This is a genomic window from Pseudomonas sp. S2_F03, from assembly GCF_054668335.1.
Genome location: NZ_CP162759.1, coordinates 3894948 through 3911379, shown reverse-complemented (window position 1 = coordinate 3911379; position 16432 = coordinate 3894948). Strand labels below are relative to the sequence as shown.

Genomic DNA, 16432 nt, shown 5'->3' with positions numbered 1-16432 from the left:
CTCCATCATTCTTATTCGGCTGATTCCACTGCGGCGATCATCCGCACCACGTCCACTGTTTCGGCTACATCATGGACGCGCAATATACGCGCCCCCTTGGCCGAAGCCAGCGCCGCAAGCGCCAGACCACCGTACAGACGCTCTCCAACCGGACGATTCAAGGCTTGACCAATCATGCTCTTTCGCGAAACCCCGACCAACAGGGGCCGCCCCAAGGCATGCAAGGCTTGCATATGCTTAAACAAGCTTAGATTGTGCTGCAAGGTTTTCGCGAAGCCAAAACCCGGATCCAGAATAATTCGCTCTGGCGGGATACCCACCGATGCACACTGCTCCATGCGCCCGACGAGAAATTCGCCTACTTCTCTGGTTACGTCCTGATAATGCGGATTATCCTGCATGTCGCCCGGCTCGCCGAGCATGTGCATCAGACACACCGGCAGCCCGGTAGCCGCCGCTGCATCCAGGGCACCGTCCCGACGCAACGAACGCACATCATTGATCAACCCCGCACCCAACCGCGCAGTCTCGCGCATGACCGCTGGCGTGGAGGTATCGACAGAAATAATCACATCGAGCTCGCGATTGATTCGCTCAACGATAGGCGCTACGCGCTCCAGCTCCTCAAGCGGTGAAACCGCACGGGCACCAGGGCGGGTCGATTCGCCACCGACATCAATCAGCGTCGCACCCGCCGCCACCATCGACTCGGCATGACGCAGCGCAGCATCGAGCTGACTGTATCGACCACCATCAGAAAAGGAATCGGGTGTGACATTGAGGATACCCATGACATGCGTCTGGGCCAAATCAAGAACCCGGTTGCCGCAAGGCAACCGGGTCGAAGACGGAACTAAAGTCATTTCAAACCTTATACGTCAGCAGCCGGACCGCCGATCGGTGTTTCCGGACGCTCATCCTGCACCACCGGAGGTGTACCGGAAGTACCGGTGCCACCCGACCAGTCACGAGGCTCGCGAGGCGCACGACCCGCCATGATGTCATCGATCTGATCGGCATCGATCGTCTCGTACTTCATCAAGGCATCGGCCATTGCATCAAGCTTGTCACGGTTGTCCGTGAGGATCTGTTTGGCCGTACCGTAGCACTGGTCAATGATGCTGCGCACTTCGGAGTCAATCAGCTTGGCTGTCTCACCAGAGAAACTTGCACTCTGGCCGCCACCGCCGCGACCGAGGAATACTTCACCCTCTTCTTCGGCATACATCAATGGACCGAGTTTTTCCGACAAGCCCCACTTGGTGACCATGTTCCGCGCGATCTGGCTGGCACGCATGATGTCGTTGGACGCACCTGTGGTGACACCATCGAAACCCAAGGTCATTTCTTCAGCGATACGACCACCGTACAGCGAGCAGATCTGGCTGATCAGCGCGCGCTTGGACAGGCTGTATCGGTCTTCTTCAGGCAGGAACATGGTCACACCCAGCGCACGACCGCGCGGGATGATCGAGACTTTATAGACCGGATCATGCTCAGGCACGACACGACCAACAATTGCGTGGCCAGCTTCGTGATAAGCGGTGTTCTGCTTTTCCTTCTCGGACATGACCATGGATTTGCGCTCGGCACCCATCATGATCTTGTCTTTCGCCAGCTCGAACTCTTTCATTTCAACAATGCGCTTGCCGGCACGTGCAGCGAACAACGAAGCTTCGTTCACCAGGTTAGCCAAGTCAGCACCGGAAAAACCTGGTGTACCACGCGCGATCACCGCTGGAGCAACGTCGTCACCCATTGGCACTTTACGCATGTGCACCTTGAGAATCTGTTCGCGACCACGAATATCCGGCAGACCGACCACAACCTGACGGTCGAAGCGGCCTGGACGCAGCAACGCAGGGTCCAGTACGTCCGGACGGTTGGTTGCCGCAATAACGATGATGCCGTCATTCATTTCAAAGCCGTCCATCTCCACCAGCAACTGGTTGAGAGTCTGCTCGCGCTCATCGTGACCGCCGCCCATGCCGGCGCCACGATGGCGACCGACGGCGTCGATTTCGTCGATGAAGATGATGCATGGCGCATGTTTCTTGGCCTGCTCGAACATATCGCGAACACGGCTGGCACCGACACCAACAAACATTTCAACGAAGTCGGAACCGGAAATGGTGAAGAACGGTACTTTCGCTTCGCCGGCAATCGCCTTGGCCAGCAAGGTTTTACCGGTACCCGGAGGGCCGACCATCAGCACACCACGAGGAATACGGCCGCCCAGGCGCTGGAATTTGCCCGGATCACGGAGAAACTCGACCAGTTCGCCGACTTCTTCCTTGGCTTCGTCGCAACCGGCAACGTCAGCCAGAGTGGTTTTCACCTGATCTTCAGAGAGCAGGCGCGCCTTGCTCTTGCCGAAGCTCATCGGCCCACCCTTGCCACCGGCTCCGCCCTGCATCTGCCGCATGAAGAACATGAACACGGCGATGATCACCAGGATCGGGAAGCTTGCGACCAGGAGTTGAGTCCAGATGCTTTGCTGTTCAGGCTGCTTGCCCTCGACCACGACGTGGTTGTCCACGAGGTCGCCGATCAGACCGTTGTCCTGGATTGCCGGACGAATGGTCTTGAAGCTGTCGCCATCGGTGCGTTTACCGGTAATCACGTAGCCGTCAACCGCTACGCGCTCGACCTTGCCATCCTTGACCTGCTGGATGAAGTCGGAATAGTTGAGGGTCTGCGGCTCGTTAGGGCTGGAGAAGTTGTTCATCACTGTCACCAGGACAGCCGCGATGATCAACCACAGGATCAGATTCTTTGCCATATCGTTCAATTAACTACCCTCTGAAGCAAGCTCCGCTAATGGCGCGCGCTTCGCATGATATTCACCGGCCTAACTTACTACATTACCTACGGCTCTGGCAGGCGCCGTCTGTAACCCTTTGTGAAACACTTTCTACACAATATTCGCTAATGCTCACGGGGCGAAATACGAAAAACCTATCGCCCCGCCAAAAAACCTCGTTTTACTCACTACGCCCGCGGTAACCCCAAGCCAGCATGTATTGCTCGCGGGAACTGCCACGAGAAGAGTCTGGCTTGATCATCTGGATCTTGTCGAATTTCCGACGAGCATCCTTCAGGTAAACATCAAACCCTTCGCCCTGAAAAATCTTGATCACGAAATTACCACCCGGCTTGAGTATCCGTTCCGCCAAATCAAGCGCCAGCTCGCAAAGAAACATGGCTTTTGGCATGTCCACTTCAGGCGTACCACTCATATTGGGGGCCATATCGGAAATCACAAGGTCCACCTGCGAATTACCCACGGCTTCAAGGATCCGCGCGAGCACTTTGTCCTCGGTGAAGTCGCCCTGGATGAAAGTCACGTCCGGAATGCTGTCCATTTCCAGAATGTCCGAGGCGATCAGGCGCCCCTGACCACCGATCAGACGGCTAGTCACCTGCGACCAACCCCCGGGCGCCGCACCCAGGTCGACAACGCTCATGCCGGGACGGATCAGATTGTATTTCTCCTGGACCTCCAGAAGTTTGTAACTCGCACGCGAGCGGTAGCCATCCTTCTGCGCCTGCTTCACATAGGGATCGTTGACATGTCTTTTCAGCCAACCAAGGCTTGTCTTGGAACGCGCCATTGGGCACCTCGATGATAAGGGTCGTGATTAATTGGGCGGATCCACGAGCCCTCGGGTAAAATGGCCGCCATTTTACAGAATCCAGACGAAAGGGTCAGATTATGCCGCTCACTCAAGAGCAGAAGAAACAGTACAAATCCATTGGCCACCATCTGAAACCAGTTTTGATTGTGGCTGACAACGGTTTGACTGAAGGTGTGTTAGCCGAATTTGAACGCGCTTTGGCGGATCACGAGCTGATCAAAATCAAGCTCAACATCCTCGATCGCGAATCGCGCCTGGCGACCATTGCAGAACTCTGCAAGGTTGGCAAAGGGGATCTGGTTCAAGTCATCGGCAAGATGGCACTGATTTACCGCAAGAACTTCAGCGTCAACAAGCAGCTGTCGAACGTCCATCGCTTCAAGTGATGACAAGGGTCAAGGGTGTGCCTCGCGCACCCTGCCACTCCCTCCTGGCACCGGTTGTAACACCAGCAGCAGCCCGGAAAACCCCAACACCAGATAGCTGAACACCTGCCAACGCACCGCATCCGGCCAAGCAAAGCGCACCGCGAAAAACATCGCACACGCATACAGCGCCACCAGCAGCAGTTGCCCGCGAATATCGCGCCATAGACTGGCAAGGCCCTTGGTCTGAACCAGCACCAAAGCCTGAAAAATCACACACGCTGCGGCAAATCCCACCATCAGCGCATTCAGCATGCCTGCAATTTCGTCGATCAGCAGCGGCGCCAGGCCTAATTGACCCAGCGCCGGCGCCAGACCGATGTGTAACAGCCACAGGCCGCCAACCCACAACATCTGAGTCAGCTGCCAAACCATCGCGCCCGCACGTAGCGGGCGCAGGTCTTTAGATGTGGCGAACTTCGACAATCTCGTACTCGATGACGCCGCTTGGCGTTTTCACCGCCACCACATCACCCTCTTCCTTGGCAATCAAGGCGCGGGCCAGTGGCGATCCAACCGAAATCTTGCCCAGTTTGAAATCAGCCTCGTCTTCACCAACGATGTGGTAAGTCACGCGCTCATCCGTCTCAACGTTGGCAATCTCAACGGTGGTACCGAAAATCACTTTGCCTGTGTGAGGAATGCTCGTAACGTCGATGATGACCTGATTCTGAATCCGGCCTTCGATGTCACGAATACGCGCCTCGACCATACCCTGCTGCTCACGAGCAGCGTGGTATTCGGCGTTTTCCTTCAAGTCACCCAACTCGCGGGCCGTACCGATGTCCTGGCTGAGCTTCGGACGGACGACCTTGGTCAGGTGAGTATGTTCTTCTTCCAGGGCGCGAGCGCCCTGAACAGTCATTGGGTACTTGGTTATGCTCATGCCTTCAATCCTGCGTGTAGATCCTGCAAGCGGCGCACGGTCTTCTCGGGACCGAACTTCAGCGCTTCGCAGATAGCTTCGCCAGCAGCAATAGTCGTGGTGCAGTAGATCTTGTGCTGCAAGGCATTACGACGAATGGAGTACGAATCAGCGATCGACTGACGGCCTTCGGTGGTGTTGATGATCAGGGTGACTTCGTCATTCTTGATCATGTCGACCACGTGCGGACGACCCTCGGTCACCTTGTTCACACGACGCACTTTCAGGCCTGCGGCTTCGATCAGCTTGGCAGTACCGGCGGTGGCAACCACTTCGAAGCCCAAGTTGATCAGATCACGAGCCACGCCTGCAACCAGTGGCTTGTCGTCATCACGCACGCTGATGAATGCGGTACCGCCGGTCGGCAGCACTTCGCTGGCGCCCATCTGGGCCTTGGCGAATGCTTCGCCGAAGGTATCGCCCACGCCCATCACTTCACCGGTGGACTTCATCTCTGGGCCCAGGATCGGGTCCACGCCAGGGAATTTGGCGAATGGGAACACCGCCTCTTTCACGCTGTAGAAGTTCGGAATGATTTCTTTGGTGAAACCGATTTCTTTCAGGGTTTTACCAGCCATCACGCGAGCGGCGATCATGGCCAGGGACACACCGATGCACTTGGACACGAACGGTACGGTACGGGAAGCGCGCGGGTTGACTTCGATGACGTAGATGTCTTCGCCTTGCAGCGCCAACTGAACGTTCATCAGGCCGACAACGCCGAGTTCCAGGGCCATTTTCTTGACCTGTTCGCGCATCTCGTCCTGGATGTGAGCAGGCAGCGAGTACGGCGGCAGGGAGCACGCGGAGTCACCGGAGTGAACGCCAGCCTGCTCAATGTGCTGCATGATCGCGCCGATCACCACGTCGGTGCCGTCGCAAACCGCATCCACGTCCATTTCGATGGCGCAGTTGAGGAAGTGGTCGAGCAGCACAGGGCTGTCGTTCGACACTTTCACCGCATCACGCAGGTAGCGCTTGAGCTCTTCTTCTTCGTAGACGATTTCCATCGCGCGACCGCCCAGTACGTAGGACGGACGAACCACTAGCGGGTAACCGATCTTGGTGGCAGCACGAATCGCTTCGTCTTCGCTGCGCACGGTGGCGTTTGGCGGCTGACGCAGGTTCAGACGCTCGACCATTTGCTGGAAGCGCTCACGGTCTTCGGCGCGGTCGATGGCATCAGGGCTGGTACCGATGATTGGTACGCCGGCTTCTTCCAGGGCACGCGCCAGTTTCAGCGGGGTTTGGCCGCCATACTGGACGATCACGCCTTTGGGCTTCTCGACGCGAACGATTTCCAGCACGTCTTCCAGGGTAACCGGTTCGAAGTACAGGCGATCGGAAGTGTCGTAGTCGGTGGAAACGGTTTCCGGGTTGCAGTTGACCATGATGGTCTCGTAACCGTCTTCACGCAGGGCCAGTGCCGCGTGTACGCAGCAGTAGTCGAACTCGATACCCTGGCCGATACGGTTTGGACCGCCGCCCAGGATCATGATCTTGTCGCGGCCCGACGGCGCGGCTTCGCACTCTTCCTCGTAAGTCGAGTACATGTAGGCGGTGTCGGTGGCGAACTCGGCCGCGCAGGTGTCAACGCGCTTGTAGACCGGGTAGATTTCCAGCTTGTGACGGTGACGACGCAGCGCCTTCTCGGTCACGCCCAGCAGCTTGGCCAGACGCATGTCGGAGAAGCCTTTGCGCTTGAGGCGGAACATCAAGTCGCGATCGATGCTAGTCAGACCGAGGGTCTTGACCTTCTCTTCTTCCTTGATCAGATCTTCGATCTGTACCAGGAACCACGGATCGATCATGTTCATGCCGAAGATGTCTTCGACCGACAGGCCGGCACGGAAGGCATCAGCCACGTACCAGATGCGCTCGGCGCCCGGCACGGTCAGTTCGCGCTTGAGCACGCTCATGCTTTCCGGGTTGCCCAGGTCGAGCTTCTCGTCCAGACCGCAAACGCCAACTTCCAGCCCGCGCAGGGCTTTCTGCAGGGATTCCTGGAAAGTCCGGCCGATGGCCATGACTTCACCGACCGACTTCATTTGAGTGGTCAGGCGGGCGTCGGCTTTCGGGAATTTCTCGAAGGCAAAACGTGGCAGCTTGGTCACGACGTAGTCGATGGACGGCTCGAAGGACGCAGGCGTAGCGCCGCCGGTAATTTCGTTCGACAGTTCGTCGAGGGTGTAGCCGATCGCCAGCTTGGCAGCGATACGCGCAATCGGGAAACCAGTGGCTTTCGAGGCCAGTGCCGAAGAGCGGGATACACGCGGGTTCATCTCGATCACGACCATACGGCCAGTGTCCGGGCAGATGCCGAACTGAACGTTGGAGCCGCCGGTTTCCACGCCGATCTCACGCAGTACCGCCAACGAGGCGTTACGCATGATCTGGTATTCCTTGTCCGTCAGGGTCTGTGCTGGCGCAACAGTGATCGAGTCACCGGTGTGCACGCCCATCGGGTCAAAGTTTTCGATCGAGCAGACGATGATGCAGTTGTCCTTCTTATCGCGGACAACCTCCATCTCGTACTCTTTCCAGCCGATCAGGGATTCGTCGATCAGCAGCTCTTTGGTCGGAGACAGGTCCAGACCACGGGCGCAGATTTCTTCGAACTCTTCACGGTTGTAAGCGATACCGCCACCGGTGCCGCCCATGGTGAAGGAAGGACGAATGATGCACGGGAAGCCCAGGCGCTCGAGAACGGCGTTGGCTTCTTCCATGCTGTGGGCGATACCCGAACGCGGGCAGTCCAGGCCGATGGACTTCATCGCCTTGTCGAAGCGCGAACGGTCTTCAGCCTTGTCGATGGTGTCCGCGTTGGCGCCGATCATCTCTACGCCGAACTTCTCCAGGACGCCTTCGCGCTCCAGGTCCAGTGCGCAGTTCAGAGCGGTCTGGCCGCCCATGGTTGGCAGCAGCGCATCCGGACGCTCTTTCTCGATGATCTTGGCAACGGTCTGCCACTTGATCGGCTCGATGTAAGTCGCGTCGGCCATGTCCGGGTCGGTCATGATGGTCGCCGGGTTGGAGTTCACCAGGATGACGCGGTAACCCTCTTCGCGCAGGGCCTTACAGGCCTGGGCGCCGGAGTAGTCGAATTCGCAGGCCTGGCCGATAACGATCGGGCCAGCGCCGAGAATCAGGATGCTTTTAATGTCTGTACGTTTTGGCATGGGTTTGTCACTCAAATCCGCAGGTCAGTCGGCAAGCCGTCTTGTTCAATCTTTGAAGCCTTGAGGGGGCCGCCGGTGTCGGGACCGCCCTCAAGCCTTGCACCAATAAAGGTGAGCGATCAGCGTCGCTTGGCCATCTCATTGATGAAGCGATCAAACAATGGCGCTACGTCGTTCGGGCCAGGGCTGGCTTCCGGGTGACCCTGGAAGCTGAAGGCGCTCTTGTCGGTACGCTCGATCCCTTGCAGGGTGCCGTCGAACAGCGATTTGTGGATCGCACGGACGTTGGCTGGCAGGGTCGCTTCGTCTACCGCAAAACCGTGGTTTTGGCTGGTGATCATCACCACACCGCTGTCCAGGTCCTGGACCGGGTGGTTGGCACCGTGGTGGCCGTGACCCATTTTCAGAGTCTTGGCGCCAGAGGCCAGGGCCAGCAGTTGGTGACCAAGGCAGATACCGAAGACCGGAATCTCGGTTTCCAGCACATCCTTGATCGCCTGAATCGCGTAGTCGCACGGCTCAGGGTCACCAGGACCGTTGGACAGGAACACGCCGTCCGGCTTCATCGCCAGAACGTCTGCGGCCGGAGTTTGTGCTGGCACCACGGTCACGCGGCAACCGCGCTCGACCAGCATGCGCAGGATGTTCAGCTTGACGCCGTAGTCGTAGGCAACCACGTGGTACGGCAGCTCGGAAGCTTCGATCGTCGCGTGGCTGTCGGTTTTCAGATCCCAGACAGTCGAGCGCCATTCGTACTGTTCTTTGGTGCTGACGACTTTTGCCAGGTCCATGCCTTTCAGGCCAGGGAAACCCTGTGCGGCGGCGATGGCGGCGGCTTCGGAAATGTTGTCACCGGCCATGATGCAGCCGTTCTGTGCGCCTTTCTCACGCAGGATGCGCGTCAGGCGGCGGGTGTCGATACCGGCGATAGCCACAACGTTGTTGGCTTTCAGGTAATCGGACAGGGACATCGTGTTACGCCAGTTGCTCGCAACCAGTGGCAGGTCACGGATGACCAGGCCAGCGGACCAGACGCGGTCGGATTCGGCGTCTTCCGGCGTGGTGCCGGTGTTGCCGATGTGCGGATAGGTCAGGGTAACGATCTGTTGGGCGTAGGAAGGATCGGTAAGGATTTCCTGATAGCCGGTCATTGCGGTGTTGAACACCACCTCACCAACGGTTTGACCGTCGGCTCCAATGGCTTCGCCGCGAAAAATGCTGCCATCAGCAAGGGCGAGTATGGCTGGCTTAGTCAAGAAGACCTCCCGTAAATAAAGCCTGAAAGGGCGATCGCAGGTTGTAAAAAAGCGGAGTGACGTATGGACACGTCACCCCGCTTCTTCACTGAATTATTCTGCGCGCTTTTAGTGGACACACTAAAGCTGTAGCTTACAGAAAAAGGCATTTTTGGTCTACCGCCAATGAGCCCGAAAGGCTGGAGAATGCGACAGGACGTCGCTTGGCGGTGTAAAACCGGGCTCAAACACTGTGCTTGAACCCGATTTCGGGCACATCTTAACGCAGATCGAGCACGTCTTGCATGTCGTAAAGGCCTGGCTCACGACCATCCAGCCACAACGCCGCTCGCACCGCGCCTTTGGCGAAGGTCATGCGACTGGACGCTTTATGCGTGATTTCCAGACGCTCGCCCTCACAGGCGAACAGCACCGTGTGATCGCCAACCACGTCACCACCGCGAACAGTGGCAAAGCCGATCGTTTCACGCTCACGCGCACCGGTATGACCTTCGCGACCATAGACCGCGACCTTTTGCAGATCACGATCCAGGGCGCTGGCGATCACTTCACCCATGCGCAACGCGGTGCCTGAAGGCGCGTCGATCTTGTGTCGGTGATGCGCTTCGATGATTTCGATATCCGCCTCATCACCCAGCACGCGTGCGGCCATGTCGAGCAACTTCAGCGACAGGTTGACGCCGACACTGAAATTGGCCGCGAACACGATCGGAATCTCCTTGCCCGCCTCAGCCAGCAACTGCTTCTGCGCCACATCCAGCCCGGTAGTGCCGATTACCATGGCCTTGCCGGTCTTGCGGCAGAACGCGAGGTTTTTCAGCATGACTTCCGGGAGCGTGAAGTCGATCAACACATCGAACTCGTCAGCGACCGCGTCCAGATTGCCGGACAACGGCACACCAATACGCCCCAGCGAGGCCAGCTCACCGGCATCCACACCAATCAGCGTGCTGCCGGGGCGCACGATGGCCGCCGTCAGACCGGTCAGCGGCGCGCGCTGCTGCACGGCCTCGACCAGGATTTTGCCCATGCGCCCGGCAGCGCCCATCACAGCTATACGTCGCATGCCGACTCCTTACAAATCGCCGAAAAAGCGCTTCACGCCTTCAAACCAACCGGTGGTTTTCGGCGAATGGCTGTTGTCGTCCGCCAGGGAGCTACGGAACTCTTCCAGCAATTCACGCTGACGACGACCCAGATTGACAGGGGTTTCGACCGCGACACGGCACATCAGGTCACCCGCACCGCCGCCACGCACCGGCGCGACGCCTTTGCCGCGAACGCGGAACTGCTTGCCGGTCTGGGTCCCCTCAGGGATCTTCAGTTTGACTCGACCATCAAGGGTCGGAATCTCCAGCTCACCGCCCAACGCCGCATCGACAAAACTGATCGGCACTTCGCAGAACAGGTGTTTGCCATCACGCTGGAAGATCGCGTGCTCGCGCACATTGATCACCACGTACAGGTCGCCAGTCGGCCCACCCTGAGCGCCCGCCTCGCCTTCGCCGGACAGACGAATGCGGTCACCGGTATCGACACCGGCCGGCACTTTCACGGAAAGGGTTTTGTACTCTTCAACACGGCCTTCGCCGTTGCAGGAGTTGCACGGGTCGGAAATGATCTTGCCCTGGCCATGGCAACGCGGGCAGGTCTGCTGCACCGAGAAGAAGCCCTGCTGCATGCGGACCTGGCCGATACCGCCGCAAGTCGGGCAGGTAACTGGCGAGGAGCCTTTCTTGGCACCCGAGCCGTCGCACGGCTTGCAGTTGACCAGCGTCGGAACGCGGATGTTCACGGTGGTACCGCGCACCGCCTCTTCCAGGTTCAGTTCCAGGGTGTAACGCAGGTCGCTGCCGCGCTGGGCACCGCCACGGGAACCGCCGCGACCGCCACCGAAGAAGTCACTGAAGACATCGCCAAAGATGTCGGAGAAGTTCTGACCGCCAAAACCGGCACCGCCGCCACCCATGCTCGGGTCGACACCGGCATGACCGTACTGGTCGTAGGCCGCGCGCTTGCTGGAATCGGACAACACTTCGTAGGCTTCGTTAGCCTCTTTGAACATTTCTTCCGACGCTTTGTCATCGGGATTACGGTCCGGGTGATGCTTCATCGCCAAGCGGCGGTAGGCCTTCTTCAGGTCTGCTTCGCTTGAGCCACGCTCAACACCCAATACTTCGTAATAGTCACGCTTTGTCATAAGTCTTTGCACTCTTGAGGACGTTCGGCAAACCTCTCCTGAGCCTTGCCAAACTCGTTGAGCCCCAATACAGGCCCGGACCCAACTCACGTCAATTCAACGATCCTGGTCTTTGATTCATTGCGGTACTTGCGGCTCGAAAAGCAGGAGCATTCCCGGCCATACCAGCAGCACGCGAACGCTGTCGCATGCTGTAAAAATTCGCGTATTCCAGACACGCCAACGCGGGAGCAAGCTCCCGCGCGGCGACATCCTACCAGTCACCGCCTAAAGGCAGTCAACCGGGCGACCAACAACTTACTTGTGGTCTTTGACTTCTTCGAACTCGGCATCGACAACGTCGTCAGCCTTTTCAGCTTTTTCGTCGTGCGGTGCCGCGCCTTCAGCAGGCTGAGCCTGTTCGGCGTACATCTTCTGCGCCACTGGAGCAGAGACTTTCGACAGTTCTTCAACCTTGGCTTCGATTGCAGCTTTGTCGTCGCCTTTGACAGCGGCTTCCAGAGCAACAACAGCAGCTTCGATCGCAGTCTTCTCTTCGGCAGTCACTTTATCGCCAGCGTCAGCGACCATTTTGCGAGTCGAGTGAACCAGCGCATCGCCCTGGTTGCGAGCGGTTGCCAGCTCTTCGAACTGGCGGTCTGCGTCGACGTTGGCTTCAGCATCGCGAATCATCTGCTGAATTTCTTCCTCGGACAGACCGGAGTTGGCCTTGATCACGATCGACTGAGTCTTGCCGGTGGCCTTGTCTTTGGCGCCTACGTGCAGAATGCCGTTGGCGTCGATGTCGAAGGTCACTTCAATTTGTGGCACGCCACGTGGTGCTGGTGGAATGTCGGCCAGGTCGAACTTGCCCAAGGACTTGTTCTGAGCCGCTTGCTTACGCTCACCTTGCAGCACGTGAATGGTCACAGCGCCCTGGTTGTCATCGGCAGTCGAGAACACTTGCGATTTCTTGGTAGGAATCGTGGTGTTTTTCTCGATCAGCGCGGTCATCACGCCGCCCATGGTTTCGATACCCAGGGTCAGCGGGCTGACGTCCAGCAGCAGAACGTCTTTGACGTCACCGGCCAATACCGCGCCCTGGATAGCAGCACCCATGGCAACAGCTTCGTCCGGGTTCACGTCTTTACGAGCTTCTTTACCGAAGAACTCGGTTACCAGTTTCTGAACCAGTGGCATACGGGTCTGACCGCCTACCAGGATCACGTCGTTGATTGCGCCAACGTCGATACCGGAGTCTTTCAGAGCGATGCGGCAAGGCTCGATGGTGCGCTGAACCAGGTCTTCAACCAGTGCTTCCAACTTGGCGCGAGAAATCTTCACGTTCAAGTGCTTCGGACCGGTGGCGTCTGCAGTGATGTACGGCAGGTTCACGTCGGTCGACAGAGCAGAGGACAGCTCGATCTTGGCTTTTTCAGCGGCTTCTTTCAGGCGCTGCATGGCCAGCGGGTCACCTTTGAGGTTCATGCCGCTTTCTTTCTTGAATTCGTCAACGAGGTAGTCGATCAGACGAATGTCAAAGTCTTCACCGCCCAGGAACGTGTCACCGTTGGTGGCCAATACTTCGAACTGGTGCTCGCCATCAACTTCAGCGATTTCGATCACGGAAACGTCGAAAGTACCGCCGCCCAAGTCGTAAACGATCACGGTGTGATCGCCCTTCGCCTTGTCCATACCGTAAGCCAGTGCGGCTGCGGTTGGTTCGTTGATGATACGTTTTACGTCCAGACCCGCGATGCGGCCGGCGTCTTTGGTGGCTTGACGCTGGCTGTCGTTGAAGTAGGCCGGAACGGTGATGACCGCTTCAGTCACTGGCTCGCCGAGGTAGTCTTCGGCGGTCTTTTTCATTTTCTTCAGAATTTCAGCCGAGATTTGTGGCGGCGACATTTTCTGGCCGTTCACTTCTACCCACGCGTCGCCATTGTCAGCCTTGGCGATTTTGTAAGGGACCATCTTGATGTCTTTCTGTACGACTTCTTCGTCGAACTTACGACCGATCAGACGCTTCACCGCATACAAGGTGTTGTGCGGATTGGTCACAGCCTGACGCTTGGCCGACTGGCCAACGAGGATTTCGCCATCGTTGGCGTAAGCGATGATCGACGGCGTGGTACGCGCGCCTTCAGCGTTTTCAATAACTTTGGCTACGCCGTTTTCAAGTACGGAGACGCAGGAGTTGGTGGTCCCCAGGTCGATACCGATAATTTTGCCCATGTTCACTCTCCCGAAACTTTGGATTTGGTTGCCGCAGCAGTGGTGGCTAACTGCGGTAGCACTTAAACGCTTGACTTATAAATGGGGGCCTTGCGGCCAATTTCAAGCCTGCTCGTCAATCGAAGGCGAAACTGGCGCAGGCGCCTTGCTGACCACGACCATGGCCGGGCGCAGCAGGCGGCCATTGAGCTGATAGCCCTTCTGGAACACCTTGAGCACGCTGTTCGGCTCGACATCGGCGCTTTCCTGCATGGCCATTGCCTGATGCTGAACGGCGTTGAACGGTTCGCCATGCGGATCGATCACTTCCAGCTGATAACGCTTCAGGGTGTCCTGGAACATTTTCAGGGTCAGCTCGATGCCTTCGCGCATTGGACGGATGCTTTCGTCGTCCGGGTTGGACAACTCCAGACCGCGCTCAAGGCTGTCGATGATCGGCAGCAAATCGCCCGCGAATTTCTCCAGGGCAAATTTGTGAGCCTTTTCTACATCCTGCTCGGCGCGACGGCGGACGTTCTGCAGATCGGCGGCTACACGCAAAGCCTGATCCTGCGCGCCTGCCAGTTGCTCTTCGAGCACTTGTACACGAGCCGTCAGGTCATCGCCCGAAGCTTGTGGAGCCTGATCGGCGTCTAGATTTTGCGTATCCACTGTCTGTTCGTCAGCCATAGATTTCTCCTTTCAATATCGTCCGCGAGCTCAACTCGCGCTTCTGTCCCGGTATATGGGGCCGCAAAATCCAGCTTCAAGGGGATTCGTGCGATTACCCTTACAAAAAGCGCTGCATTGCGATTACCCGATGCACCGGGCATTTCGTCAGGCCAAGCAAATCGAGCCAAGCGAGGCCATTGTCAGGCACAAATAAAACACTGTATAAATAACCAGACCTAAAGCCTGGGAGCGGCCTTTATGCTGGTGCACCTGTCCGTACATAACTACGCCATCGTTGAACATCTCGATCTCGAACTCGATCGCGGGATGAGCGTGATCACCGGGGAAACCGGCGCTGGCAAGTCGATCATGCTCGACGCCCTGGGCCTGACTCTGGGTGACCGCGCCGACAGCGGCGTGGTCCGCCCAGGCGCAGACAAGGCTGACATCCTGGCCACCTTCGACCTTGTTGATATTCCGGAAGCCAGTGCCTGGCTCGCCGAGCGCGACCTCGAAAGCGATGGTCCCTGCATCCTGCGTCGGGTCATCACTGCCGAAGGCCGCTCCCGCGGCTACATCAACGGTACGCCCTGCCCTCTCGGCGACCTCAAGGCCCTGGGCGAGTTGCTGATCGACATCCATAGCCAGCACGAACACCAATCGCTACTCAAGACCGACACCCACCGCCGCCTCCTCGACGAGTACGCCGGAGCCACGGACCTTGCCCGCCAGGTACAACTGGCTGCCCAGCGCTGGCGCCAGACGCGCCAGGAGCTCGAACGCCTTTCCAACTCCGGCGACGAGCAGCGCGCTCGCCATCAATTGCTCAGCTATCAACTCGAAGAACTCGAAAACCTCGGCCTCGGCGAAAACGAGCTGGAACAACTGGAGCAGGAACACAAGAACCTCACCAACGCCGAAACCCTGCTGGGCATCTGCCGACAAGTCGTCGAGCAATGCAGCGAAAGTGATTCCGGCAACGTCCTGAACGCCCTGACCGCCAGCCTCAACCGTCTTTCGAGCGTGAACAATTCAATCGGCGCCCTGGGCGAAGCCAGCAGCCTGCTGACCAGCGCACAAATCCAGGTAGAAGAAGCCGTGGGTGAGCTGAACCGCTTCCTCGATAACTTCGACGCCGACCCCGCGCGACTGCAATACCTTGAAGAACGCCTGGATGCGATCTACACCATGGCACGCAAGCACCGCATCCAGCCGACTGAAGTCGCGGAGATGCAGCAGCGGCTGCTGGATGAAATCGAAACCCTGAATGCCAACGACGAATCCATCGAGCGGCTCAGCGATGAGCTGGCCTCCTATGCCCGTCATTATCAGGAGCGCGCGCGTGAACTGAGTGACTTGCGCCATCAGGCGTCGAGCAGCCTGGCCAGCGCCGTGGAGCAGGAAATCCAGCGACTGGGCATGCCGGGGGGCCGCTTCACCATCGAACTACGACCCAACAGCAGCGATGAGCTGTTACCCAACGGGCTCGAACAGGTAGAACTGCTGGTGAGCGCCAACCCTGGACAGCCATTGAAAGCCTTGGCCAAAGTAGCTTCGGGTGGCGAACTGTCGCGGATCAGTCTCGCTATTCAGGTGATCACCGCACAAACCTCACGCGTACCAACACTGGTGTTCGACGAAGTGGACGTGGGTATCGGTGGTCCGACCGCCGAAATCGTCGGCCAACTGCTGCGTCGACTTGGGGAGCGGGGGCAGGTGCTGACAGTGACTCACTTGCCGCAAGTGGCAGCGCAGGGTCACCAACACCTGTTCGTACACAAGGTGCGGGGCGAGGATGCAACTCATACGGCTGTCTCCAAGCTGAGCAAAAATGATCGCATCGAAGAAGTGGCGCGGATGCTGGGAGGCATCGACCTCACCAAGGAATCTCTGGCACACGCGAAAAAAATGGTCGTTACCGCAAAAATTTAGGAACAGCAGACA

Annotated in this window: 13 protein-coding genes; 2 read left to right on the top strand and 11 right to left on the bottom strand. The window is 58.0% G+C overall.

What is annotated here, in order from left to right:
- Positions 1-11: 11 nt before the first annotated feature.
- The 3 genes from folP to rlmE all read right to left on the bottom strand — a co-directional run bounded on the left by folP (position 12) and on the right by rlmE (position 3614).
- A complete protein-coding gene (gene folP / locus AB4N76_RS18255; RefSeq protein ID WP_046031927.1) occupies positions 12-863 on the bottom strand; it encodes a dihydropteroate synthase in 852 nt (283 codons plus the stop codon).
- A gap of 8 nt (positions 864-871) precedes the next feature.
- Positions 872-2782 carry an ATP-dependent zinc metalloprotease FtsH gene (gene ftsH / locus AB4N76_RS18250; RefSeq protein ID WP_046031926.1) on the bottom strand — a complete coding sequence of 637 codons (1911 nt, stop codon included), beginning with the start codon at positions 2780-2782 and terminating at the stop codon, positions 872-874.
- Between the two features lie 202 nt (positions 2783-2984).
- Positions 2985-3614: a 23S rRNA (uridine(2552)-2'-O)-methyltransferase RlmE gene (gene rlmE / locus AB4N76_RS18245; protein WP_046031925.1), complete on the bottom strand. Its 630-nt coding sequence runs from the start codon at positions 3612-3614 to the stop codon at positions 2985-2987.
- Between the two features lie 101 nt (positions 3615-3715).
- Here rlmE and AB4N76_RS18240 point away from each other — a divergent pair, with 101 nt between their 5' ends.
- Entirely contained in the window at positions 3716-4024 is a 309-nt protein-coding gene (locus AB4N76_RS18240; RefSeq protein WP_046031924.1) for a YhbY family RNA-binding protein, read from the top strand.
- 9 nt (positions 4025-4033) lie between these two features.
- Here the strand turns inward: AB4N76_RS18240 and AB4N76_RS18235 are convergent, their stop codons facing one another.
- The 8 genes from AB4N76_RS18235 to grpE all read right to left on the bottom strand — a co-directional run bounded on the left by AB4N76_RS18235 (position 4034) and on the right by grpE (position 14506).
- The gene (locus tag AB4N76_RS18235; protein WP_460164623.1) at positions 4034-4438 is read right to left on the bottom strand and encodes an MFS transporter; all 405 of its coding nucleotides are present in this window, start codon (positions 4436-4438) and stop codon (positions 4034-4036) included.
- Positions 4439-4466: 28 nt separating this feature from the next.
- Positions 4467-4943 carry a transcription elongation factor GreA gene (gene greA, locus AB4N76_RS18230; protein ID WP_046031963.1) on the bottom strand — a complete coding sequence of 159 codons (477 nt, stop codon included), beginning with the start codon at positions 4941-4943 and terminating at the stop codon, positions 4467-4469.
- A 2-nt stretch (positions 4944-4945) separates the two neighbouring features.
- Positions 4946-8167, bottom strand: a complete 3222-nt coding sequence (carB, locus tag AB4N76_RS18225; RefSeq protein WP_046031922.1) for a carbamoyl-phosphate synthase large subunit — start codon at positions 8165-8167, stop codon at positions 4946-4948.
- 119 nt (positions 8168-8286) lie between these two features.
- Positions 8287-9423, bottom strand: coding sequence for a glutamine-hydrolyzing carbamoyl-phosphate synthase small subunit (gene carA, locus AB4N76_RS18220; RefSeq protein ID WP_046031921.1), 1137 nt, complete (start codon positions 9421-9423; stop codon positions 8287-8289).
- Between the two features lie 259 nt (positions 9424-9682).
- Positions 9683-10489, bottom strand: coding sequence for a 4-hydroxy-tetrahydrodipicolinate reductase (dapB, locus tag AB4N76_RS18215; RefSeq protein WP_046031920.1), 807 nt, complete (start codon positions 10487-10489; stop codon positions 9683-9685).
- Between the two features lie 9 nt (positions 10490-10498).
- Positions 10499-11623, bottom strand: coding sequence for a molecular chaperone DnaJ (gene dnaJ, locus AB4N76_RS18210; RefSeq protein WP_046031919.1), 1125 nt, complete (start codon positions 11621-11623; stop codon positions 10499-10501).
- Between the two features lie 297 nt (positions 11624-11920).
- On the bottom strand, positions 11921-13837 hold the full coding sequence (dnaK, locus tag AB4N76_RS18205; protein WP_007942898.1) for a molecular chaperone DnaK: 1917 nt from the start codon (positions 13835-13837) through the stop codon (positions 11921-11923).
- A 102-nt stretch (positions 13838-13939) separates the two neighbouring features.
- A complete protein-coding gene (gene grpE / locus AB4N76_RS18200; RefSeq protein WP_046031918.1) occupies positions 13940-14506 on the bottom strand; it encodes a nucleotide exchange factor GrpE in 567 nt (188 codons plus the stop codon).
- A 240-nt stretch (positions 14507-14746) separates the two neighbouring features.
- Here grpE and recN point away from each other — a divergent pair, with 240 nt between their 5' ends.
- Positions 14747-16420 carry a DNA repair protein RecN gene (gene recN / locus AB4N76_RS18195; protein WP_046031917.1) on the top strand — a complete coding sequence of 558 codons (1674 nt, stop codon included), beginning with the start codon at positions 14747-14749 and terminating at the stop codon, positions 16418-16420.
- The last annotated feature ends 12 nt before the right edge of the window (positions 16421-16432 follow it).

Coding starts and splice junctions, on each gene's coding strand:
- grpE (WP_046031918.1), bottom strand. CDS start 14,506: ATGGCTGACGAACAGACAGTGGATACGCAAAATCTAGACGCCGATCAG.
- folP (WP_046031927.1), bottom strand. CDS start 863: ATGACTTTAGTTCCGTCTTCGACCCGGTTGCCTTGCGGCAACCGGGTT.
- recN (WP_046031917.1), top strand. CDS start 14,747: ATGCTGGTGCACCTGTCCGTACATAACTACGCCATCGTTGAACATCTC.
- carB (WP_046031922.1), bottom strand. CDS start 8,167: ATGCCAAAACGTACAGACATTAAAAGCATCCTGATTCTCGGCGCTGGC.
- AB4N76_RS18240 (WP_046031924.1), top strand. CDS start 3,716: ATGCCGCTCACTCAAGAGCAGAAGAAACAGTACAAATCCATTGGCCAC.
- rlmE (WP_046031925.1), bottom strand. CDS start 3,614: ATGGCGCGTTCCAAGACAAGCCTTGGTTGGCTGAAAAGACATGTCAAC.
- AB4N76_RS18235 (WP_460164623.1), bottom strand. CDS start 4,438: ATGGTTTGGCAGCTGACTCAGATGTTGTGGGTTGGCGGCCTGTGGCTG.
- dapB (WP_046031920.1), bottom strand. CDS start 10,489: ATGCGACGTATAGCTGTGATGGGCGCTGCCGGGCGCATGGGCAAAATC.
- ftsH (WP_046031926.1), bottom strand. CDS start 2,782: ATGGCAAAGAATCTGATCCTGTGGTTGATCATCGCGGCTGTCCTGGTG.
- dnaK (WP_007942898.1), bottom strand. CDS start 13,837: ATGGGCAAAATTATCGGTATCGACCTGGGGACCACCAACTCCTGCGTC.
- dnaJ (WP_046031919.1), bottom strand. CDS start 11,623: ATGACAAAGCGTGACTATTACGAAGTATTGGGTGTTGAGCGTGGCTCA.